The organism is Chryseolinea sp. H1M3-3 (assembly GCF_029360725.1).
GTDB lineage: Bacteria > Bacteroidota > Bacteroidia > Cytophagales > Cyclobacteriaceae > Chryseolinea.
Map to the genome: position 1 here is coordinate 606,464 of NZ_JARKMY010000001.1, position 23,374 is coordinate 629,837.

General features: G+C 40.7%; 22 protein-coding genes and 1 tRNA gene. 13 read left to right on the forward strand and 10 right to left on the reverse strand.

Annotation, left to right across the window (positions count from 1 at the left end):
- Positions 1 to 73 precede the first annotated feature (73 nt).
- On the reverse strand, positions 74 to 694 hold the full coding sequence (locus P2W71_RS02445) for a ribonuclease HII (protein ID WP_276366562.1): 621 nt from the start codon (positions 692 to 694) through the stop codon (positions 74 to 76).
- Positions 695 to 820: 126 nt separating this feature from the next.
- Here P2W71_RS02445 and P2W71_RS02450 point away from each other — a divergent pair, with 126 nt between their 5' ends.
- The 5 genes from P2W71_RS02450 (at position 821) to gatC (ending at position 4,571) form a co-directional block, all read left to right on the forward strand.
- A complete protein-coding gene (locus P2W71_RS02450) occupies positions 821 to 1,375 on the forward strand; it encodes an NUDIX hydrolase (RefSeq protein WP_276366565.1) in 555 nt (184 codons plus the stop codon).
- 12 nt (positions 1,376 to 1,387) lie between these two features.
- A complete protein-coding gene (locus P2W71_RS02455) occupies positions 1,388 to 2,734 on the forward strand; it encodes an MATE family efflux transporter (protein WP_276366567.1) in 1,347 nt (448 codons plus the stop codon).
- Positions 2,735 to 2,862: 128 nt separating this feature from the next.
- Positions 2,863 to 3,414: an acyl-CoA thioesterase gene (locus P2W71_RS02460; RefSeq protein WP_276366570.1), complete on the forward strand. Its 552-nt coding sequence runs from the start codon at positions 2,863 to 2,865 to the stop codon at positions 3,412 to 3,414.
- A 54-nt stretch (positions 3,415 to 3,468) separates the two neighbouring features.
- Positions 3,469 to 4,227: a lysophospholipid acyltransferase family protein gene (locus P2W71_RS02465; protein WP_276366572.1), complete on the forward strand. Its 759-nt coding sequence runs from the start codon at positions 3,469 to 3,471 to the stop codon at positions 4,225 to 4,227.
- A 56-nt stretch (positions 4,228 to 4,283) separates the two neighbouring features.
- On the forward strand, positions 4,284 to 4,571 hold the full coding sequence (gene gatC, locus P2W71_RS02470; RefSeq protein WP_276366574.1) for an Asp-tRNA(Asn)/Glu-tRNA(Gln) amidotransferase subunit GatC: 288 nt from the start codon (positions 4,284 to 4,286) through the stop codon (positions 4,569 to 4,571).
- Here gatC and nhaA read toward each other — a convergent pair.
- Positions 4,546 to 5,877: a Na+/H+ antiporter NhaA gene (gene nhaA, locus P2W71_RS02475; RefSeq protein WP_276366576.1), complete on the reverse strand. Its 1,332-nt coding sequence runs from the start codon at positions 5,875 to 5,877 to the stop codon at positions 4,546 to 4,548. The two genes, gatC and nhaA, sit on opposite strands and share 26 nt — an antisense overlap.
- Positions 5,878 to 6,036: 159 nt before the next feature.
- On the opposite strand from nhaA, the gene P2W71_RS02480 reads away from it, so the two are divergent.
- Entirely contained in the window at positions 6,037 to 8,937 is a 2,901-nt protein-coding gene (locus tag P2W71_RS02480; RefSeq protein WP_276366579.1) for a hypothetical protein, read from the forward strand.
- On the opposite strand, the gene P2W71_RS02485 is transcribed toward P2W71_RS02480, so the two are convergent.
- Positions 8,934 to 9,467 carry an SET domain-containing protein gene (locus tag P2W71_RS02485; protein WP_276366582.1) on the reverse strand — a complete coding sequence of 178 codons (534 nt, stop codon included), beginning with the start codon at positions 9,465 to 9,467 and terminating at the stop codon, positions 8,934 to 8,936. The genes P2W71_RS02480 and P2W71_RS02485 overlap by 4 nt on opposite strands.
- Positions 9,468 to 10,235: 768 nt before the next feature.
- On the opposite strand from P2W71_RS02485, the gene P2W71_RS02490 reads away from it, so the two are divergent.
- Positions 10,236 to 10,469 carry a hypothetical protein gene (locus tag P2W71_RS02490; protein ID WP_276366584.1) on the forward strand — a complete coding sequence of 78 codons (234 nt, stop codon included), beginning with the start codon at positions 10,236 to 10,238 and terminating at the stop codon, positions 10,467 to 10,469.
- 4 nt (positions 10,470 to 10,473) lie between these two features.
- On the opposite strand, the gene P2W71_RS02495 is transcribed toward P2W71_RS02490, so the two are convergent.
- The 5 genes from P2W71_RS02495 to P2W71_RS02515 form a co-directional block, all read right to left on the reverse strand.
- Positions 10,474 to 11,217 (reverse strand): hypothetical protein, encoded by a 744-nt coding sequence (locus P2W71_RS02495; RefSeq protein ID WP_276366587.1) that lies wholly within the window; start codon positions 11,215 to 11,217, stop codon positions 10,474 to 10,476.
- A gap of 46 nt (positions 11,218 to 11,263) precedes the next feature.
- Positions 11,264 to 12,025, reverse strand: coding sequence for a DUF4097 family beta strand repeat-containing protein (locus P2W71_RS02500; RefSeq protein ID WP_276366589.1), 762 nt, complete (start codon positions 12,023 to 12,025; stop codon positions 11,264 to 11,266).
- An 82-nt stretch (positions 12,026 to 12,107) separates the two neighbouring features.
- Positions 12,108 to 12,872 (reverse strand): DUF4097 family beta strand repeat-containing protein, encoded by a 765-nt coding sequence (locus P2W71_RS02505; RefSeq protein ID WP_276366592.1) that lies wholly within the window; start codon positions 12,870 to 12,872, stop codon positions 12,108 to 12,110.
- Positions 12,873 to 12,918: 46 nt separating this feature from the next.
- The gene (locus P2W71_RS02510; protein WP_276366594.1) at positions 12,919 to 13,701 is read right to left on the reverse strand and encodes a HEAT repeat domain-containing protein; all 783 of its coding nucleotides are present in this window, start codon (positions 13,699 to 13,701) and stop codon (positions 12,919 to 12,921) included.
- A gap of 15 nt (positions 13,702 to 13,716) precedes the next feature.
- Positions 13,717 to 14,256 (reverse strand): sigma-70 family RNA polymerase sigma factor, encoded by a 540-nt coding sequence (locus tag P2W71_RS02515; protein ID WP_276366597.1) that lies wholly within the window; start codon positions 14,254 to 14,256, stop codon positions 13,717 to 13,719.
- Between the two features lie 450 nt (positions 14,257 to 14,706).
- On the opposite strand from P2W71_RS02515, the gene P2W71_RS02520 reads away from it, so the two are divergent.
- The 3 genes from P2W71_RS02520 (at position 14,707) to P2W71_RS02530 (ending at position 16,839) form a co-directional block, all read left to right on the forward strand.
- Positions 14,707 to 15,402, forward strand: coding sequence for an SIMPL domain-containing protein (locus P2W71_RS02520; protein WP_276366599.1), 696 nt, complete (start codon positions 14,707 to 14,709; stop codon positions 15,400 to 15,402).
- A 154-nt stretch (positions 15,403 to 15,556) separates the two neighbouring features.
- Complete coding sequence (locus P2W71_RS02525; protein ID WP_276366602.1) at positions 15,557 to 16,540, forward strand: 2-hydroxyacid dehydrogenase; 984 nt, start codon at positions 15,557 to 15,559, stop codon at positions 16,538 to 16,540.
- A 225-nt stretch (positions 16,541 to 16,765) separates the two neighbouring features.
- A tRNA-Pro gene (locus P2W71_RS02530) sits at positions 16,766 to 16,839 on the forward strand.
- An 82-nt stretch (positions 16,840 to 16,921) separates the two neighbouring features.
- Here P2W71_RS02530 and bcp read toward each other — a convergent pair.
- Positions 16,922 to 17,392, reverse strand: a complete 471-nt coding sequence (bcp, locus tag P2W71_RS02535; RefSeq protein WP_276369017.1) for a thioredoxin-dependent thiol peroxidase — start codon at positions 17,390 to 17,392, stop codon at positions 16,922 to 16,924.
- A gap of 346 nt (positions 17,393 to 17,738) precedes the next feature.
- On the opposite strand from bcp, the gene P2W71_RS02540 reads away from it, so the two are divergent.
- Positions 17,739 to 19,325, forward strand: coding sequence for a hypothetical protein (locus P2W71_RS02540; RefSeq protein ID WP_276366604.1), 1,587 nt, complete (start codon positions 17,739 to 17,741; stop codon positions 19,323 to 19,325).
- 160 nt (positions 19,326 to 19,485) lie between these two features.
- On the opposite strand, the gene P2W71_RS02545 is transcribed toward P2W71_RS02540, so the two are convergent.
- Positions 19,486 to 19,722: an XRE family transcriptional regulator gene (locus tag P2W71_RS02545; RefSeq protein ID WP_276366606.1), complete on the reverse strand. Its 237-nt coding sequence runs from the start codon at positions 19,720 to 19,722 to the stop codon at positions 19,486 to 19,488.
- 348 nt (positions 19,723 to 20,070) lie between these two features.
- Here P2W71_RS02545 and P2W71_RS02550 point away from each other — a divergent pair, with 348 nt between their 5' ends.
- Both P2W71_RS02550 and P2W71_RS02555 read left to right on the forward strand, forming a co-directional pair.
- Positions 20,071 to 22,497 carry an ABC transporter permease gene (locus P2W71_RS02550; protein ID WP_276366608.1) on the forward strand — a complete coding sequence of 809 codons (2,427 nt, stop codon included), beginning with the start codon at positions 20,071 to 20,073 and terminating at the stop codon, positions 22,495 to 22,497.
- A gap of 99 nt (positions 22,498 to 22,596) precedes the next feature.
- Entirely contained in the window at positions 22,597 to 23,373 is a 777-nt protein-coding gene (locus P2W71_RS02555; RefSeq protein WP_276366611.1) for an ABC transporter ATP-binding protein, read from the forward strand.
- Position 23,374 lies beyond the last annotated feature (1 nt).

Genomic DNA, 23,374 nt, shown 5'->3' on the forward strand with positions numbered 1-23,374 from the left:
ATCGAAGTGTGGGAGTTATACAGAAATAGAAGATGCACTTGATAGAATAACAAGGAACTGATCGTTTTGAGTTCTATTGTGAAATCTCGCTGGCGTCAAATTCGATTTCGAGTTGCTCAGGAAGCAACGTGAATGATTTGCGATGCAGTCTTGTGATGCCTAATTGCTTGATCGCTTCCCGGTGAGCTTCCGTTGCATATCCAACATTCGTTTCCCAACAGTAGCCGGGAAAATCATTCGCATATTTTAACATCAGTTCATCACGGTGTGTTTTAGCAAGCACGGACGCTGCAGCAATGGATAAATATTTCCCATCACCTTTTACGATACATTCATGCTTGATATCACAATAGGGTTTGAAACGATTTCCATCGATTAACAAAAGCTCAGGACGAATTTGTAATTTATCCACCGCCAGATGCATGGCCTTGAAGGAAGCATTCAAAATATTGATGCGGTCAATCTCTTCATGGTCTACTTCTGCAACAGCCCAGGCAAGTGCATCACGTTCAATATCAATGCGCAGTGCATCGCGTTCTGATTTTGTAAGCTGCTTGGAGTCATTCAATATTTTATGCCTGTATTTTTTGGGCAAAATTACCGCGGCTGCTACTACCGGCCCAGCAAGACAACCCCTCCCAGCCTCATCACAACCCGCCTCGATGTACATCTTCGAAAAACAAGAAAGCAGCATACGCAACCCTTATAAGCTTCAAGTTTAACAGTTTAAAATTTCAAGTTAAAGTTTTGGTTCTTTAAAGTTTGAAAGTTTCAAAGTTTCATAACTTTAAACCGGAACATCAAACTCTAAATTTTATTCATGTCAGAAGAAGTGAAAAATCCGTGGAAAACGCTTTCAGGTGAAGTAAAATACGAAAATCAGTGGATCAAGTTAACGGAGTATCAAGTAATTAACCCGGCAGGTGGGAAAGGAATCTACGGTAAAATCCATTTTAAAAATAAAGGCATCGGCATCATTCCTGTAGACGACGAAGGAAATACCTGGCTTGTAGGACAATACCGCTATACCCTTAATGAATTTCATTGGGAGATTCCAGAGGGAGGCGGCCCTTTGGACGAGTTTCCCCTACTGGCTGCACAACGCGAACTAAAGGAAGAAACAGGCATTTCTGCAAAAAAATGGACCTCGCTACTTCGCGTCAATCCATCCAATTCAGTATCAGATGAAGAATGTGTTATCTACCTGGCGGAAGACCTTGAATTCGGCGAGGCACTACTGGAAGACACCGAAGCAGACTTGAAAGTAAAAAAACTTCCGTTGACAGAAGCTATCGATATGGTGATGCGAGGCCACATCCGCGATTCAATGAGCATGATTGGCTTGCTGATGTTGGCGAGAATGCGTGGCTTATAGGGGCCATTTTTCATGACCCTTAAAACACATTTAAGAGAAAATTTTTATTTGGCTTACCCCGTGATGCTGAGTAACCTTGGCCATGTCACGATGGGAGTAAGCGACAACGTAATGGTCGGTCATCTTGGTGCAAGTTCACTGGCAGCCGCAGGGTTGGCGCTGGTCGCGTTTAACGTACTGATGCTTTTTGGAATCGGTGTCTCGTACGCCATCACGCCGCTTGTTGCTACAGCACACGGTGAAGGCAACGATGAGGCTGTCGCACAAACTTTAAAACATGGATTAATCATCAACGTTATCACTGGCGTTTGCCTGGTAGGTGTCGTTTATGCCGCCAGAAATATTTTATACTACATTGATCAACCAGAAGATGTAGTTGATCTTGCCATTCCCTACCTCGGCATCATAACCGTTTCCATAATCCCGATGCTGATATTTCAAACGTATAAACAATTTGCCGAGGGACTTTCAAATACAAAGGTTGCAATGATCATTATTCTTTTTGCAAACGTAGTTAACATTGCGCTAAATTATTCCTTAATCTATGGACATGCCGGTATGCCAGCGCTTGGATTACGAGGTGCTGGCTGGGCAACTTTACTTTCACGCATTTTCATGGCACTTGCGATCGCAGGATATATTTATTACTCCCCAACATTTCATAAATATCGAGCGGGATTTTCTTTTGGCAATTACGCTCGTAGCCTTTTTAAGAAGATGTTAAACATCGGAATACCCAGTGGAGCACAATTTATCTTCGAAGTAGCTGCTTTTGACTTCTCGCTGGTTATGATTGGCTGGTTAGGAACAACAACACAGGCGGCGCATCAAATTACTATAAACATGGCAACGGTAACCTATATGACAACGGCTGGCCTGGCTGCTGCAGCAACAGTCCGTGTAAGTTACTTTTTAGGAAACAAGGATATCAGAAACTTAAAACTGGCAGCTTATTCATTACTGGGAATGGCCATGGCCCTGATGGGATGCTGCGCAGTTATTTTTATCGCTGGTCGGCATACGCTTCCGCATTTATATATTGACGACGCCGAAGTAATCTCCATCGCTTCCAACTTGCTCATCATTGCAGCCCTTTTTCAATTTTCAGACGGGGCTCAGGTGGTTTGTGCCTCTGCTCTTCGTGGCTTACAAGATGTTAAAATTCCCTCGGTGCTTATTTTTATTTGTTACTGGGTTATTAGTCTGCCGTTAGGTTATGTCTTGGCTTTTAACATTGGATTGGGTGCTATAGGAATTTGGCTGGGGTTGCTCATTGGACTTACACTTACAGCCATTGCTATGTTTGTGCGGTTCAAAATGCTGGTGAAGACATTGTCGATGGTAAATGCTGACGTTTGAATATTGTAATTGCATGACTGAACATTACCAATGGCTAAAATACTTGTCATTCCTGACAAGGAAGACAAAAATGTATAACGACAGAGGTCATTTTTTTAACCGCCAACAACTTTAATATACGAACAAACATGAAAGCAAAACCAGTAAAACTTTCACAAACCACAATTACAGAATTAATGATTCCTTCCTATGCAAACTTCGGCGGGAAAATTCATGGTGGCATTTTGCTTTCGTTGATGGACAAGGTGGCATATGCATGCGCGGCTAAACATGCATCTGCCTATTGCGTTACGGTGTCGGTGGACAAGGTTGAATTTCTACAACCCGTTGAAGTAGGTGAACTTGTTTCACTCCACGCTTCTGTAAACTATGTTGGCCGCACTTCATTAATCATTGGTATTCGGGTGGAGGCTATGAATGTAAAACTTGGTACGGTCAAGCATACAAATTCCTCCTACTTCACGATGGTCGCGAAGGGAGATGATGATAAACCTACACTCGTTCCTGAATTAATTTTAGAAACAAAGGAGGAAGTGAGACGTTGTATTGAAGCGATGCGCATGAAAGAAATCAAAAACAAAATTAAAGAGGAGATGGATGATGCAAAGTCGAATATACACGTGGACCTGGCGTTAGAAATCTTGAGGGAAGAGCGGTGTGTGATGCAGTTGGTTAACTGAAAGAATAAAAGATCTCGGCAGACGTTGAGAAACAAACTTTGTTATTTTTAAGACATGAAAATTCTTCGCGTAATACATACAGGCTATGGCCTTATCGTATTTACCACGTTATTTATCATGTTACTACCATTTCTTGTTATACCGATTTTGTTTCCCAGCCAATTTCAGCTTGTCGGAATAATAAATCGGTGGTGGGCTCGGTTAATGTTCACTTTTATCTTCATCCCTTTCCAAACGGAATACCGATCCAAACTTGATCCCAAAAGGCAATACATATTTTGTCCGAATCATTTTTCCTACCTCGATATACCTGCCTTGGGGCTATCATCACACAATACCATTTTTGTGGGCAAGAGCGAGATGGCCAAGGTTCCGTTGTTTGGTTTCATGTATGGCAAACTTCACATTACGGTAGACCGGACCAAACTCAAGAGTAGGTACGCGTCTTTAGAAAAATCTTTTCACGCTATCGACCAGGGTAAAAGCCTCGTAATTTACCCCGAGGGCGGTATAGTGACAGAAAAAGAACCGGTGTTGTCAAAGTTTAAAGATGGTGCTTTTCGTGTCGCGATCGAGAAACAAATCGCAATTGTTCCTGTCACCATTCCATTTAATTGGATAATTTTGCCCCCGGATGAATTTCTCTTGCGGTGGCATCCGCTTAAAGTTATCTTCCATGAACCGATTGAAACCTCCCGGCTTACAATAAAAGACGTGGACGCATTGAAGGAGAGGGTTTTTACCATTATCGACAGCGAGTTGAAAAAGAATTTAAATACCGAGATCTTAAATCATTACATAACATATCCCTAAGTTAAGTTGCGTGTTCCGCGTTTAAATTGAGAGCGCAACGCCAATAGTTTTTGAACATGAAAATTGATCGTGCCTTATTAGATAAAATCGCTCACCTGTCAAGGCTGGAGTTTGATGAGAAAGACGCTGAAAAGATGATGAAGGATATGAGCGCCATTGTTGATTGGGTCGAAAAGCTAAAAGAAGTAGATACGGAAAATGTCGAGCCGCTAACAACTATGAGTCATGAAATCAACGTTCTTCGCGAGGATGAAGTAAAGGAACATTTGAGTCATGAACGCGCGTTGAAAAATGCTCCCAAAAAGGATTCTGATTATTTCAGAGTTCCAAAGGTCTTGGAGTAGCGGAAGCTTTTTTTAAAACAAAATATCCCATGCTGCCACTAATAATGGACGCCAAAAATATTCCAATTTTAGCATCGGTAATTAATTGGCTGTCATCGAACGCCAGGGTTGTAATAAATAGCGACATCGTAAAGCCTACGCCCGCCAAAAATCCGACTCCAAACAAGTGATTCCAATTCATTCCGTTAGGCAACACCGCAATTTTGAATTTGATCATCGCCCACGTAAAAATTACCACCCCTAAAAATTTTCCAACAAATAATCCAAGAAGCACGCCTAGGGAAACGGTGTTATTAAAAATGCTGCTGAAGATGTCGGTATTCAATTCAACTCCCGCATTGGCTAAGGCAAATAATGGCATGATCAGAAAAGCAACGCACGGATGCAACTGAGATTCCAACCTCTGCAACGGTGTGCCCGCTGCTTTTGTAAGCCTGTAAATTTTCTCGATGACCTGGTATTGGTCGGGCTCCAACAATGTAACATCATTTGGAGGTATTGCATGAAATTCCCGAAGTTTAACTTCTAACGATTGAACAAATTTTTGCTCGTCGATTTTGGTTCGCGCAGGAATCGCTAGCGCTGCTATAACGCCTGCAATGGTAGCATGAACACCGGACATGAGAAAGGCCAACCAAACCCCTCCGATTCCCAGAATGCCATAAAATAAAGTACTTCTAATACCTATAGCATTCGCTGTTAAAAGCAGTGCGATAAACCCAACGCCGATCGCGAGGCTAACCATAGAAATATGAGAAGTATAAAAAAAGGCAATGACCAACACAGCCCCAAGATCATCAGCAATGGCTAGAGCGGTTAAAAATATCTTTAATGACAATGGAACACGCTTGCCCAATAGTGAGATAATTCCTAGGGCAAAAGCGATGTCGGTCGCCATAGGGATTCCCCAACCGTTGTTTTCGGCGCCGGTCGGATTAAATAAAACATAAATCAATGCCGGAAATATCATTCCACCTAAAGCCGCTACGAGAGGAAGCGCAGCTTTTTTTAAATCCGATAGTTCACCTGCAATCATCTCTCGCTTAAGTTCAAGACCAACAACAAAAAAGAACATGGCCATCAGTCCGTCATTGATCCAATGATGCAACGAATTACTTATTTCGTAGTGCGCGACGCGAATAGCAATTTCATATTCCCATAGATGATGATAAGCAGCACTCCATGGGGAATTCGCCAAAAGTATCGCAGCAAGTGCACTAAAAAGCAACAGAATTCCCGCCGTACTTTCATTGTGCATGAATCGTTCAACGGGCTTGAGTATTTTATCAATTTTATTAGCAGGCATCCATACGGGCTTAAGTTACTTTAACAACCAAATCACCTATTCCACTTCCAGTACTGGAAAATTTTTAAAAATTATCGCGTCATTCCATTAGCTTGCAGTTATTTAGAAGAGATTATGCAAGTTATTTTTTGGCGATCATGGCTACCCGTTTACCGCGTCATGTTATACGTTATAGCAGCTGTATTTCTGTTTTCACTTCTGTTTTTATGGTTTGGTTATTTTGAAGGTGCTGATGGTGTAATTCATTGGGAAAAATTTCAAGAGCAAAAAGTTGTAGAGACTACTGTTCACGAATTTCGACTCGGCCCTTTTGTATTGGCTGTGCCAGGAGAAAGTTATGCGATACTGGAATATTTCAACGGGAGCCATATTGTTCCAAACACCTCTGCCTCTTATTTCTTTTTAGCTATTGTAATGGCTGCTGCCATCATGTTGTTAACCTTAATAACCACACTACCCCGTTTTTGGTATTTCACCGGGATGGGTTTGTTTATCGTATTCGTCGTGAGCCTCCGTGTCGAAGTGCTTGCTTTGGGTGGTTACACGAATCAAGTACCTGTTGCGGTAGTGTTATTAATGTATGTGCTGCCGAGTTTTTATTTTAATCAAATCAAATCGCATATCTCATTCGTCAGCAGAACCGTTTCTTTTTTTGTGATCACATTATTTCTAGCGCTATTCATTCATTTTTTTTCCGGCGTTGATTATCCTTTTTATCATCTTGCCTTAACGCTATATACCCCCGCCCTTATACTGAGCATTCTCTTTATCATCATGATTGCCCACGAAATTTTGGCTTCATTCGTCTTTATAGTAGGTCAGGGATCTTCCAAAACTCTGCAACACCTATCAATAATAAGTGTCATTTATTTAGCTAACGTCATCATCACATGTTTTCACGAACTTGGTGTAATTGAGTCGAATTTCGTTTATATCAATTTGTTCCTTCTGCTAACCATTTCTGCAACGCTTGGCTTGTGGGGCTTTAGGCAGCGGGAACAGATGTATCAAAATATATTGCCATTCGCTCCCTATGGTGCCTACTTTTTTCTTTGCCTGGGCATCGTTTGTTTCGCAACGACAGGACAAATGTTAAACAACGCTAACGACCCTGCCGTAAAAATCATTCGTGACTTTATTATTTTTAGTCATACGGGTTTTGGCGTAATATTCCTGACTTATCTCTTTTCGAATTTTATATTAATGCTTGCGCGGAACTTGCCGGTATACAAGGTACTCTATAGCCCTACACGCATGCCTTACTTTACGTTCAGGTTTGCCGGACTGATCGCTATGCTGGGATTCGTATTTTATTCAAACTGGCGTGAATACATTTATCATGGCCTTGGTGGTTTTTACAATTTTGCAGGCGATTTACACACACTTTTGGATAACAGAGGATACGCCGAATCTTTTTACGATCAAGGGCACAGTCAGGCTTTTCAAAATCACAGGTCGAACTACGCATTAGCAACCATTAAAGCCTCCCGATATGATTTTGATGACGCTCATTACAATTACGAACTGGCTAACGGCAAAAGACCAACGCCATACTCCCTTACAAATGCTGGAAACCTTTACTTATGGGAAAATAAGAATACTGAAGCAATATCACGGTATCACTATGCATTGAGGGAATTGCCAGATGCTGGCCCGATTCAAAACAATCTGGGGTTCGCATATTCAAAAACACATCAGGTAGATTCGGCTTTGCTGTATTTAAATGCGGCACGCCATCACGAGATTTCAAAAATTTCTGCAGAAACAAACTTCTTTGCTCTCGCTACAATGGAGGCCGTGCCTATAAAAATAGATTCCGTGTTGAATTTATTTAATTCACATCCCGGCACCATTAGTAACGCCCTTGCACTTTCCACTTTACAAAAGCAAAAGTTTAGCACACCTGTTAAGCCTTTGGAAGAAAAGCGTCTTAACCTATACACGGCAACATTATTAAACAACTACATTGTAAGATATGCCCAGACGCTTGACACAACATTCATTCACGAAGCTCACCGCATTGCTTCAGACTCCCTAAATGAAGATTACAGCGAGGCCATAAAATCCTCCCTCGCATTTGCTTACTACCACCGCGGAAATGTAACCAAGGCATTGGAGATCCTGGGTGAGTTAGCATACATTACTCAGAGTTATCAAGGCAAGTTTAATTACATCATGGGATTGTGGGCCCTTGAACAGGGTAATCCTGTTTTGGCGTCGTCTTATTTTACCTATTCAGACACCTACACCTATAAGGATGCCAAATTCTATAACGCCATAGCCCTTTCGGAAGCCAGACGAAAGCCTGAAGCCTTGATCATGTGGGACACTGTTGCCAATGGGAGAGACGAAGCAAAAAAAGAAATTGCAGCACGCATGAAACGAGTTTTGAACCTTGGACCAACGGAGGCTCTATCCTTAAATGACGCTGAGAAATATCAGTATTGTCGCTACAACATTGCCTTGCGTGATTCCGTTCTGTTTAACAAAATACTGAACAATTTTATAAGTGCAGATTATAAAGCACAAGCCATCCTTGACATCAGCCGACGTTATTATGAAGCCGATATGATGGCTCCTGCCATACGCTATTATCGCAGGATCGCAGGATTGGAACTATCGAATAAAAAACTATATGAGGATGTTCGCCACCTTGAATTGTTGATGTTGGCCTATCGCGGCGAATTAAACTTATTGGCAAGCCAGATTAACAAAGATATTACTTTCGACGATTCACGTTTGCTGGAGAAAGCCCTATATACAGCGTTGATTGCTTCCTCTAACGGGGATTCAACCTTAGCGGAAAAAAATTTCAGAATATTGGGTGTATACAATCCTTATTTCGAAGAGGGTGTAATAGCCGCTGCTAATTTTTATCGAGATCAAAACCAGGACCGAATCAAGCCCTACAACATTCTGGCAGAGGCTATCCAAATAAACGGGAATTCAATCAGACTTTTAAAAGCTTATGTAGCAGAGGCCACTCGGCAAGGATTTGATGATTATGCGGCCAGCGCAGCTGAACGATTAACCAGTTTAGAGGCTGCGGCAGCGAACTAGCGCTCGGGCTTGATTCTTTTAGGATTCTTTACACGCTTGGCGTTTGCAAGAGCCTTGTGCTTACTACCATTCTTTGCTGTTGCACCGTTTCGCTTGGATTCTTTTTTCGCCTCGTCCTCTTTTAGCTTCATATTTTCGCGAATTACCTTCCAGTAATCTTTTCCATAGTCGACCAAAATTTCACCACCAGCCGGGATATCTCTTTTTGCTTCAATGTACGCTTTCAAGCCGTCCACTACATAATCGGAATTGTTCAATAATCCTTTTATCCGAACAAGACCACGGGCATCATTTGCATAACGGGCAAATGCCGTGGTGGTCCGCAATGCGTCAATGACGTGATTCCGGTTGATGTAAAAAATATAGCCGTTCTTTCCATCCTCATCCTTTACATCTTTCCATTTGCTCCGGCGACCGATATATTCGATGATGCGTGTACCTTTCGCAATAGGCTTTTTTGTAAATAACCCTTTGCCCGCGTTGGGTATAGTGGATTTTTTAATATACAGTTGTTTTTGCAGTAGTGCCATTGCAGCTTCTTGTCTATTAATCTTTAATTTTTTCGATGGTAAATCAACTTCTTATAAAACGGGGCGCAAGATATAACAATTTATACAGTGACAAAAGTTATAAGCCTGCTGCGCTTGTCTCGTATCTTTTTGTAACAGGCTGCTGATTCACTTGTTTAATAAAAAAGTGAAGAAATTGTAATTCCCGTAGAATCATTATTACTCGCCGTATACCATGCGTCTTGTCGTAGTCTCGCTGACGTGGTTTTAAGGTCAAAACATATTTTTGAAAACCGGCGCTCCCGCTATGATTGTCGGAAACATTCATTACTAATTTTTGGAGTAATATCCTCATTGATACCACAAATTTGAATAGCCATACCGTTATACATCAACCCGAATAACACATGTGCTATGAAATAGTGCTCAAAATGCATCAGCGTCGAAATTCAACGCCAGGATATTTCCTACTTGTTATTTGATTTTTAAAATAAAATTCTCCCTCCATTTTAAAAGAACGGGCAGTTACGCTGCGTGCAAGCTGCGTCGGAATTCTGACTCCTTTACTGGCGGAGTCTAGTAAGGATCAACCCCCTAGGGAGCGTAATGGCTTATGTAACCCAACCTCTTTACAGTGTTCAAGTAAGTTCCAAATGCTTGTTCTACGGATATTTTGGGGTGAAAAACGGAAAATTTGAGTATTTAGACTAAAAATAATGGTTGCAAACTCAGAGTTCAGAAGGTAAATTTGTTGACAGTCAACGATTGCATTTTTTAGTCTGAATCCTTATGACCAGCAAATTAAAAGACATCGCATTCTATACCTTCTTTGGATTCTCCATTTTGGTGATCCTTGGGTACTTATTTTTATTATATAAGCAAGTAACCAACTCGACTGTTGGTCAGTTGGCTACAGACGATTTTATTTGGTTGGGTGTTGTAATAATTGGTTTTATAGCTGCGGACTTTCTCATCATCAGGCGTTTTATCCGAAAGGCCAGAAAAAATAACCCGCAGCGCTAAGAAGTTAATTTGCCTTGCGCAGGTATACGTTTCCAAATTTAGAGTCAAAATTGTAAGCAGGACCGTTTCCGGGCCTGGCCGATACCAAAGTGTGGAAAGCTTCATGGCGAGAGGCTTCGCCATTAAACTTAACATCCAGATTTGAGTAAATTTCGCCGTGATTGGTTTCCGCTGTTATTTGCCCAACCGAGCGTTCTATTAACGAGGCGTCTACTCCTCCATATTTAGCGTCGACAGAAAGCGGGCCGCTAAAATCTCTTACTTCCACCATCCCATATATACTCTCAATTTTCGTGTCGGTATTTCGAGGTACTTTAATTTCCAAAGTGATGTCCATATCCAGTCCATAGGACATACTATTGTAGTCTGTTAGACCATGTTGCTCTTTGTACTTTTTCAATTCTTCTTTGTTTTTAAAAACAATTTTTTGAGCACCGTGGGTAATTGTAATCCGATGCGGAAGATTTTTCATGTTCTTGATTTCATTCCTAACAGTAAGGGTATTACCAGTGTTAGTGGTGATCAATTCAAAAGCATCGTCGTTGTCACCGGCATTAATACTTACCGTGCCTTGAATTGAAATTTCGTTTCTATCCCATGTACTTATTTTTACCAGCTCGGGATAATCAAAGTGGAGGTCAATGTTTTGTCCAGCCTTTACAGGAATGACTTTGTTGATAGGTGTCTGACCGTATTCCTTTAATGGTAGGACCATGGCCATGATTATCAATGTTATTTTAAAATTCATAAACTGAAAGAATTTAATTTTTATCACGAATGAACTAAAGGAAGGATTATTTTTTTCTCAGATAAACATTATCGTGTGTTGCCGTGAGATTTATCTCAATCCCGCCGCCGTTGATTTTACCTTTTACATTGTCACTGTACTTGATCATTTCACCACTTTTCTCTATTTCAATTTTGAAATCAGGGTCGACTAATATCTCACCAAAGTGCGTGCTCAATTTGATGTTAGCCTTGGTGGACACCGGCAACGCTACGTCTACGTGCCCATGTACCGATTCGATGGTTGCAGCTGACTTAATGGCGCTCAACGACGCATCGATATCTCCATGCACAGTTTTAATATTAAGGGGGCCGGTAACATTACTAAGTACAACTCCATTGTGAACCGTCGAGATATCAACCCGTCCCTCAAAATCTTTGATTTCAATTTCATCTCCATGTGGTGAGGTGTGATAGTAAGAGACCACGACATTTTTGGGTACTCTAATTTTGATATCCGGGCCATCCATCTTCTTCAGTTGCCTTACTTCTATTACATCGCCTTTTTCTATCACAGAAAGTCCAATACCTGTGTTATCTTCTAGTCCCATACTGCTGATGGCACGTAATCCCTTAGCTCGTTCATCACCATCATGGCTATCATCTTCTGATATAAAAATGATTTCGTTACCGTTGTACCCTTCTATTGATACATTGTTGACTTCGTTAATCTCCAACGTGCCTGAGCTCTTATTAACCTTGTATTCCTGCGCATCCACCACCATCGTGGTTAAGATTCCGAATGCTATTCCTAGGATGAAATTTTTCATATATTAAAAATGTTTCTTTTGTAAATTTTTATGCTGGGTTTATGAAGACGCTGATCTTGCAGCTCCAATAGCACGTTGTGTACTATTTCTTTCTCAGGTATACTTTCCCATAGTTACAACTGAGATCGATGGCGGCTCCCCCACCATTAATTTTCCCACTTACTTTGTCACTATAAGTAACCATTTCGCCTTGTCGATCAATATCTATTTTGAATGCCGGATCTGCTAAGATTTCACCGTAAGATGTACTCATTTTCAGGTTGGCTTTTGTTGCCACAGGAATGGCTACATCAACATAGCCGTAGATCGAGACGATGGAGATCGGGCCTTTCATCGCTGCGTCAAGTGTTGCATCAACATGACCATAAATTGTCTTTACGGTTAGCGGGCCCGTAACATTCATGAGTTCGACACTGTTGTATTGCGCATCCACTTCAATTTCGTTAGACATATTTTTGAAAATGGCTTTGCCGCCATATTGTGACTCATACGAAAAGGAAACAATCACACCTTTAGGAACAAGGATCTTAATGTCCGGAGCATTGGTTTTTTTAAGTTGGTTTACACTTACCACAGTACCATTGTCTGTTACATTGATACCAAGGCCGGTGTTGTCCTCCAATCCAAGACTATTTACAGGGCGAAGTCCTTCCGCTCTTTTGTCTTTTTCTTTTGGTCCATCGGCGGAAGTGAAGATAATTTCATTTCCACCGTGGCCTTCCACTATGACTCGGCCAATTTTAATTTCCAGGCGACCACCACTTTTTGCGACCTTAAATTCTTGCGCTTTTAAATTCATTGCAGTGCCTAATACTACTGCAATCACCAATACCCACTTATTTTTCATTCTGTTTTATTGTTATCTGTTTCATATCTCCTTACCTAGCAATCGTTTAAGAAAGCACCATAATCCCTGAGTATGCTTCGTCTTTAACGGCCTTCATTGATTCTTCATCCTCTACAATTCTTTTTAGGTCGTTCACTACACCTTTCTCTTTCAACTTCACCAATATCTGTATCAAGGCAATCTGTACTACAGGATCCTTTTGATTTGAAAGCGCATCGATTAAGATTTTTCGTACCGCCGGATCATCATGAAATTTCCCCAAAGCATCTAGTGCTGCTAGCCTTACGTTGGTATTGGGATCTTCATTCATCCGTTTTGCCAACGCCTGGACCACCTCATCATCTGCGCTTTCGATGGTAAGCGCTACATTAACCCCTTGTATTCTTTGGCTTGCCGATTGCTTATTATCCATCAGCGATATCATCATCATTTTTGTAGCTTCCATCTCTGTTTTAATTCGCGAAATTTCTTGCTGCTGATCGTTCTGTTTGCTGATCCAAAATCCAACGCCTACACCTAATACAAGCAATGCTACAGCTGCCGCAGAACGATAAAATACCGGTCGAAAGAAAATGATCTTTGTTCCTTTCTTGCTAGAAGCGATCTCCTCCGTGAGAAATTGGTCAAACTTCACCTTTAGCTCTTGTGATGGCTCGAGTCTTTTGGCCCTGTCCACCGCGTGCATTACTTCCTTTAACTGTTCGTAAATTTTATATACTTTGTCGTTTCCCATCAATTCTTGTTCTACTGCTCGCTTCTCAGCTTCAGATAGTTTTCCATCAATGTAATCGATAAGCTGCATTTCTAATTTTTCCTGATCGTTGTTCATAACTTGCCGGGTTCCTTAAATCTTTTCCAGTTGGAAATAATACTCTCTTAGTTTAGTAATAGCGCGATGCACTTTCACTTTAATGTTTGCTACTGTAGTATCCATGATGACCGCTACATCTTCATACTTCATGTGTTGAAAGCGTGTTAATATTAAAAGTTCACGTTGCTCTTCACTAAGCATAGCCATCGATCGTTCCAGTAATTTTTCCTGCTCGTCCAGCTTCTCACTGTCACTCGCCTCGCTTATATTTTCACTTATCTTATCCACATCCACGAAAGCAGAAAATCTATTTTTATGCATTTGATAATGATCCGAAAAAATGTTTCGCGCTACCTGATAAATCCAGGATTGAAATCGCAGTCCTTCACGATAACTATTCCGGTATTTTATAATTCTTAAAAAAACATTTTGTGTCAAGTCTTCAGCTAAGGCACGATCCAAGGTCATGCGCGCCAAAAAATTAAAAATGCGTTTATTATAGCGTTCAAAAAGCAAAGAAGCCTGTTTCAGATCACCGTTTTTGACGGCCTCCATAATCATTTCGTCTGTCATCCGATCTGCGCTTTTTGTATGTTTTGTGTTAGTTACCGGAAGGTCTCCTAAAGGTTACATTTGGATTTACAGATTTTTCAACAATAAAAAAAGGCCCTTAGCCTGCTTGTGAGGATGAAAACTACCACGATACACACAAACACCTAAACCGATAATGCTCACTTAACACCCAATTCATCGTCAAAGAAGCCATTCGAGTTAAATGAATCAACCTAGTTCGCAAAAAATTTGCTGCGCCGTTTACTAGCGTTACTGAAGCATGTCATGGTTATGTGATACCATTATTATTGGTGCGGCGATCATACCAAACAGATTACAGATGAAGTGCTAAATACGAATCTTAATCCATGAGATAACTGCAGATAACTTTATATGCAACCCTGCAAATTATTTAAGGGGTCTTTGTACTTTCGGCAGGACTTTTGTGTCTATTCATAAAAATTATACAGTATGCGATCCAATATTTTCATTATTCTATTATTAATGGCCAGCGTGACTGCGTTTGGCCAGGAAGTTTTTAAAGGCGAACATTTTATAGAAGTCACCGGCTCATCAGAAATGGAAGTTGAGCCAAACGAAATCTTTCTTTATATCAGACTTCGTGAGTTTGAAGAAAATCGTGCAAAAGTATCTTTAGAAAAACTCGATCAAGAGTTTTTGCAAGCACTAAAGGCAGCCAACATCGATCGTAAAAATCTAACCCTGGCAGATGCTGGTTCAAACCTTGATAAGATCCGAAGAAGGGATAAAGACGCTTTTCGTGAGAAGTCATACGAGTTAAAACTTACAAGCGCAGCAGAGCTTGAAAAGTTTCTTGTAAAAATTGAGCCGGTTAAGGTGCAACAATTAGACCTGACGCGGCTGCATCATACCGACATGGAGAAATTTAAAATTGATTTGAAAATCAAAGCGCTTCAAGCCGCACAAACAAAAGCGTCAACGTTATTAAAGTCAATTGGAGCGGAAATTGGTAAACCAATCATGGTACGCGATTGGGATCAAGATCCAGTCCAACCGTTACCACAGGCCCGTATGGCAAACGTGATGTATAAAGCAGAAGGTGCTGACATGGCAGGAGAAGAGCAAGTTGGATTCAGAAAATTAAAATTACGCGCACAAATCACAGCCCAATTCGAGATTAAGTAGGCTACCCGTTAGATAAATATTCTCCAATGGTTCGGACGTCCGTTTAGAATCCGGACCATTGGTTTTCCCCGTCATTCGTTTCAGGTGTTTTGAAAGCTTGCGGTTTAAGCAAACAAAAATTAACTTTTAACCTTTAACGAATAAAAGAACGCCAATGAAAGTAGCCATCTACAGCACGCACAAGTTTGAAAAGACCTACCTGGAAAATTATTGCAAGGCCCATTCCTTGCGGTTCTTAGAGACACGCCTCACTATCGAAACTGTCGGACTTGCGCAAGGTATGGACGCTATTTCTATCTTCGTAAACGATGATGCATCAGCGCCCGTGCTTCAAAAATTAAAGGAGACAGGAGTTAATTATATCGCCTTGCGCTCGGCTGGTTTTAACCATGTCGACTTAAAAGAAGCGAAGCGGCTTGGTATACGTCTGGCGCGTGTTCCTGACTACTCTCCAGCTGCCATTGCAGAACACACGGTTGCGTTAATGCTTGTGTTGAATCGAAAGCTTATTAAAGCCAACACGCGTGTACACGACATGAATTTTTCATTGGATGGACTAACGGGTTTCGATATGTCTGGCAAAACCGTTGGTATTTTGGGAACGGGCAAGATTGGCAGTGTAGTAGCCCGCATTATGCACGGTTTTAATTGTCACATTCTAGCCTATGACCCCTATGAAAACGAAGAATTAAAAAATAAATACAACGTACGGTATACTGACTATCAAACGCTGTTTAAGCAATCTGATATCATTACACTACACCTGCCGCTTACACCTGAATCTAAGTACATTATCAATAAGGAAAACATCGAGTCCATGAAGACGGGCGCGATGCTCATCAATACGAGTCGCGGGGGATTGGTGGATACAAAAGAAGTAATTAAAGCATTAAAATCTGGAAAGATCGGCTCTTTTGGAATCGATGTGTATGAAGAAGAAGGCGGACTTTTTTTCGAAGATCATTCCGACATTATTCTTCAGGATGATGTAATTGCACGGTTGATGACATTTCAAAATGTAATGATTACCAGCCACCAGGCATTCTTAACGCACGAAGCGTTGGTCAAGATTGCTGAAACTACCGGTTATAATCTGGAATGTTGGGAGAAAGGTACTTCCTCAGTCAATGAAATATAAATTCATTTTAGCTAAATCCGATCCGAGTTGAATTATCCTTCCTCACAAAACGTTTTGGTCAATTTTCTGCCTTCAATTATGTTTCCCTTAATAAGTATCGGCTATTGCACGGTTCAACAGAATGCCTAGACTTTATTTTTGTAAAAGCAAAAAGGATAGATTTTGTGTTCCATCTACGCTGCCCTGTTTAACATATTTGGAGGATTATTTAATTTTGAAAAAATTCGGGATGTAGCGCAGTCCGGTAGCGTACTTCGTTCGGGACGAAGGGGTCGCTGGTTCGAATCCAGTCATCCCGACTTGAGCGGACGAAAAATGAAAATTTTTACTTCGTCCGCTCTTTTGATCTTGGTAGGCTCTAAATACGTAGTCTTAGAATAATCAAAACTTCAAAATCTGTGATGCATGTTCTTTAGTATCCACCTTGTCTATGATATTGGAGATGTTCCCATTCTCATCGATCAAAAATGTAACACGTGCAGTACCCCAATATTTTTTCCCATCACGCTCTTTCTCTACCCATACGCCATACTTCTCGTTGATCGATTTATCGGTATCCGCGACCAGTGAAAATGGCAAACTGTATTTTTGTTGAAACTCTTTGTGCGATACTTCATCATCCGTACTTACGCCCAGCACTTCATAACCTTCGTCTGAAAGCGCACCAATATTATCGCGGAGGTTACAAGCCTCTTGCGTGCAACCAGGTGTCTGATCTTTAGGGTAGAAATACAGAATTACCTTTTTGCCTTTGTAAGCGCTGAGGGTAATTTGTTTTCCATCCTGATCTTTGGCTGTAAAATCGGGAGCCTTGTCACCGATCTTCAATTTGGTTTGTGAAATGCTATTCATGGAATATAAAGAAAGTGTTAGTACAAAAAATAAAATCCTGAGTTTCATGGCGTAAGTGATTGAAGTTTTGAAATAGTGATTTGAGCGTGACTGCGCGACCGGTTAGTAATATACATTCTAATCTCATACATTCATCAAGAAAGTATTCCTGCGATCGGCATTATATTCAGAAGGTATTTAACGGTTTTGTTCCCATTAAATTTCATCTTTCCGTTTTCCCCTCGCCATTTTTTTATTAACGCAGGCAACCGTTTTCCTAATTCGGTTGTATGGACTAATACGACCGCGCAGTCAGACTAATTGAATTTACGAATACCCGATTCAAAAACTTGTACAAATCTACTTTATGCACCCCATTAAAAAAATATATTCGTTACTGGCTGTTTTGTTTTTATGCTTTGGATTTTTCAGTTGTTCTGATGATGATCCCGTCAACATTGGTCTGGTTTCATTGCAGACTAGTAACACATTAGGAGACATTATTGTTGACGGCAATGGAAAAACGCTTTACGTTTTCACAAAAGATGTAAACGGTCAAAGTAAGTGCACCGATGGCTGCCTTACGAATTGGCCTGTGTATTATGCAACCGATTTGCAGCCAGGTCCTGGTATTGACATGAAAGATTTTAGTACGATCACACGAAGTGATGGTGCACAGCAGACCACCTATAAAGGATGGCCGTTATACTACTACACCGGCGACAATGCCGTGGGGGAAACTAACGGTGAGGCTGTACAAAACATTTGGTTTGTTGCTAAACCTTCCTACTCAATCATGCTTGCGAATGCCCAACTGGTTGGAAAGGATGGAAAAAATTATTCGAGCAATTATCAGGAAAGCGTTGGCGAAACCCAATATTTTGTAGACTCCTTTGGAAGGACGCTCTATACATTTATCAAAGACTACAAAAACGTAAACAAATTCACGGCGCCCAATTTGAGCAACAATGGCGTATGGCCGCTTTTTTATGTTGACATTGATGAACTGCCCAGTACTCTCAATGCGAGTGATTTCGGTGAGATTGAAGTTCATGGAAATCCGCAGCTTACCTATAAAGGTAATCCCCTTTATTATTTCGGAGAAGACACAAACCGAGGAGAAAATAAAGGTGTAAGTGTTCCTACTCCAGGTGTGTGGCCAGTGGCGAGTCCTCAAACAACGGAAGCCCCAGTGCAACCTACCATTATGCTTAAAAATGATCCTGTACTTGGCAATATGTTAACAGATAATCAAGGACGCTCACTGTACTTCTTTGCACGCGATACAAAAGGAACGAGCACCTGTAATGGAGGATGTCTAAATCGTTGGCCAATATTTAATACAGCTGAAATTATAGTTCCCGCAGGCAGCTTATTCAGTCAATCTGATTTTGGAACTACCGGCGACGGTGCTTCCAGGCAAATCACTTACAAAGGTAGACCGCTTTACTATTATGCACCTAACAACGATGCAGTTGTTGAAGCTCCCGGTCAAGCCGGTGGCGAAAATTTCGGAACTGTTTGGTATGTCGCCAAGCCAGACTACAGTATAATGGTTGCCAGCGCCCAGTTGGTAGGTCTGGATGGGAAGACTTACACCAGCGCCTACGTGGAAGGGACCGGTAACACCCGGTATTTTACAGATGCGGACGGTCGCACACTTTACATTTTCACAAATGACAAAAAAGACACAAACAAATTTACTGCGGCAGATTTCAGCAATGATGGGGCTTGGCCAATTTTTCACGTAGCGATTGAACATTTACCGACGGGGATGAATGCGAGCGACTTTGGTGAGATTGATGTCCATGGGCGGAAACAGCTTACATACAAAGGTTGGCCAGTGTACTACTTTGGGCAAGATACGGAACCTGGTGATAACAAAGGTGTAAGTGTTCCTGTGCCAGGAAAATGGCCAATCGTAAACGGCGATACTTCCGCAGCGCCTTTATAAAAAATTAAAAGTCTCTCTGTGTTTGAATTGGGGTACCTGGGAAACCAGGTGCCCCTTTTCTTTGACATGAGGATTTATTTAAATGAATAACACTTGGAGACAGCCCCTTCCACCTCGCGCAACATTCATGTGCAAAACGACCTGGTCAATACGTTGCTAATTATATTTCCAGTTTACAGAAAAAATCCTCTAGCGAAAGTTTATGAATATGGAGCAGACGCGTCAAACTTTTTAAAGTCAAATTTGTTTTACCATTTTCAATTCGCCAGTATTGAATCTCTGGCAGTTTGTGCGCTTTCGCAAAATCTCTTATCGTGTCATACCCTTTTCTTCGTCTTAATTCACTCAAGCCTTCTCCAATTTGTTTTAATTTAACGTCTAGTGATTTTGTTTTCATAACTTTTATTTTCTGTACAACGGTTAGCATGGTTCAATTCCTTTGCCATTAGTCTTTATATCATTCATTGTTGTAAAAAAACATTTCAATGTGCATTTCAGCCCGAAAGTGTGGAGAAACGTCCTCATACAGGTTGTTGAAAAAGTTCACTCATTTACGTTTATCATTTAAGAATATGGCTACACTTAGGTCTGTGTAAATCGAAAAGCCTTTCGCTTACAAGAAGATCGATTTCGAACATTAAACGTACGACTTCGCCCGTAAGAAAAATTAGAACTCCTCCGTGGAGCATTTGCTGCCCCTTTGAGGTTACGGCATACTTTTGTATAATTCTGTGAAATTTATTTTATGCTTAGACACTACCTCATTATTTCCTGGCGAAATATCCTTCGGAATAGATTTTATACAACTATCCTGGTAGTTGGATTGGCAATTGGAATGGCTTCATCACTACTGCTCGGAATTTACACATGGAATGAGTTGACCTATGATAACTTTCATGAGAAAAAAGAGCGGATATATTTGGTAGGTGTGCGGGAGAAAGAAGGAACTCAGGAATCAATCAGTGGCTGGACAACTCCACCTACCGGCCCAGCCCTAAAGGAATATTTTCCGGAAATTGAGCAGACAGTGCGTTTATGTCTCTGGTTTAATGACGTGCTGGTTAGTAAAGGTGAGAATCAATATTCAGAAGATAACATTGTAGGAGCTGATTCCTCCATTTTTAAGGTATTCACGATCCCTTTCATTTCCGGCGATCCTAACACCGCACTTAAAGAACCAAACTCTATAGTTATCACGAAAAAAATAGCTGAAAAATATTTCGGAAGTGAAAATCCATTGGGCCAAATGTTGCACTTCGAACATTTTTTTAATGAATGTAAAGTGACAGGGGTTATTGAGAACCTACCCGACAATAGTCATATTCCTATGGATATTCTGCTGTCTTTAAGTTCATTAAAACGAATCAACTTTGATTTTAACCAGTGGGGAAACCATACTTTTACTACGTATGCACTACTAAACGAAAACAACAGATCAGAAGAGATTGAAAAACAGCTTCCGCAATTCGTTCAGAAAAGTTTAGAGCCTTACCTGTTGGAGCGGTATAAAAAATCGTACGACGAAATGTACCAGGCTGGCAATGAATATTCATTATTCCTGATGCCATTAAAAGACGTGCACTTAAGTACTATGCTGTTTGAAAATCGGGAAGGTAAACGCTCGCTAACCTATGCGTTGGCGGCAATTGGACTGATCATTATAGTTTTAGTAAGTATTAATTATACCAATCTTGCAACCATACTTACTTTCTCACGGATGAAAGAAGTTGGGATACGAAAGGCTACAGGTAGCAAAAGCAAATCATTGCTAACGCAATTTTTGATCGAATCGATGCTGACCGTTTTTATCGGATTATTTATTGCCTTAGCTCTGGTTGAACTTTTATTGCCTGCTTTTAACACTTTAACGGGACAGCATTTGTCCGTTACTTATTCTAGTCCTTGGATGATTACAGGACTTTTAAGTTTTGCTATACTGCTTGGCCTTTTGTCTGGAATTTATCCAGCGTACACCTTTGCTTCCTTTAATCCCATAACTGCGTTGAAAGGAAACGTGATGATAAAAAATAACAATGGGATTTTTCGAAACATCTTAGTTGTTTTTCAATTTACCATTTGCATTATGATGATTGTGAGTACGCTCGTAGTGTACAAGCAATTGAACTTTATGACAAACAAAAGTTTGGGGTTTACGAAGGATCAAATACTGGTCATTAAACGACCCGATGGATTGAAGAAAAATAAAACTGTTTTTAAAAATGAGCTCATTAAGCATAGTGGAATTGAAAGCGTAAGCTATTCCGAAACAACGCCAGGTAGACACTTTAACGGGCATGGCCAACATTTCGTAGGAACACCGGAAAACGAATTCCAAACAATTTTTCCCTTAGTTGCTGATGAGGATATTTTAAAAACGTTAGACTTGGAATTAATCGCAGGAAAAGGATTTAAGGAACAGAAAATCCGATCTGACAAAGCCATCCTGAATGAGGCAGCAGTACGAATGCTTAATTTTAAAAATCCATTAGAGCAGAAAATTGATAAAGGTACGTTGCGCGCCAGAGAAGTAGATGTTGTGGGTGTGGTAAAAGATTTTCATTTTAAATCATTCCACCATTTAATAGAGCCATTGGTTATTTACTCCATGGACATCGAGAAGGATGAGGATCACCGTGCTAGTTTTATTCTTGTGAGGTTGAACGGAAATAATTTTTCTTCAAAACTTAAATATATACAAGATACGTGGAAGAAGTTTGCGCCTGCTTATCCATTTGAATATTCATTTCTTGACGAAGATTTTAAAAAACAATTCGAGCGAGAAAGAACCATGACGAAGGTGTACACACTTTTTTCTTTTATCTCAATCACTATCGCCTGCCTTGGTTTACTCGGATTGGCCTCGTTTTTTGCCAACAAGCGGACAAAAGAAATTGGAATTCGAAAAATTGTTGGAGCATCGTCTCTCAATATAGCCGGATTACTCGCACGCGATTTTGTTAAATGGATCTTTATCGCAATTGCTATTGGCTCGGCAATCTCCTGGTATTTAATGAAGCAATGGCTGCAACGCTTCGCATTTCAGACTGAAATCAGCTGGTGGTTATTTCTTCTTGCAGCCGCTTTCGTAATACTCATTGCTCTTGCAACAGTAAGCTGGCACATGTATAAGGCTGCTGCGCGGAATCCTGTGGAAACATTGCGTTACGAATAAGGAAGGGTGGCTTAAAAGTGCTTCAATTCTTGCCACGTTCCATAAAGTAAAAGTATCTTTGATTGCAATATGGATCATAGTGTCCTGCAACTAAATCATATGGATTCAACTGCTTCTGTCATCATAACTCGTAATTTATCCAAGTCATTTGATAAACCGGTGCTTCATAACATCAATCTCGATATTAAGGCAGGAGAGATCATTGGCTACATCGGCCCTAATGGCGCAGGAAAAAGTACTACCATTAAAATACTCACCGGCATTATTCCAGATTATGAGGGTGACGCGACGCTTCTCGGATTTGACATCCGAAAGGATATCATGGAAGTAAAAAAGCGCATCGGCTACATCCCAGAAAATGCCGCTTTATATGAAACGTTGACGCCACTAGAATACCTCCATTTTATTGGACAACTTTATAAAATGGAGCGCAATCATGTAGAAAAAAAAGTGAAGGACCTTCTCAACCTTTTCGATCTAAGCAATTATTCTGAGTCAAGGATGACTACGTTCTCCAAAGGCATGCGCCAGAAAGTACTTTTAATCGCAGGAATGATTCATAATCCATCTATTTTGTTTCTGGATGAACCGCTCTCGGGTCTGGATGCCAATGCAGTGATACTTGTAAAGGAAATTCTTACACAGTTAAAAAGAAGTGGTAAAACTATTTTCTACAGCTCACACTTGATGGATGTCGTAGAAAAAATCTCTGATCGCATTATGATCATCAATAAGGGGGAACTGATTGCAAACGGAACTTTTGAAGAGTTAAACTCCCAAGCCAAGGGTTCTCTCGAAAAGATCTTTACGGACCTCACGGGAAACAAAGAGCATGAAAGCACCGCCGGGCAATTCATTAATATTTTAGAAAGTTAGT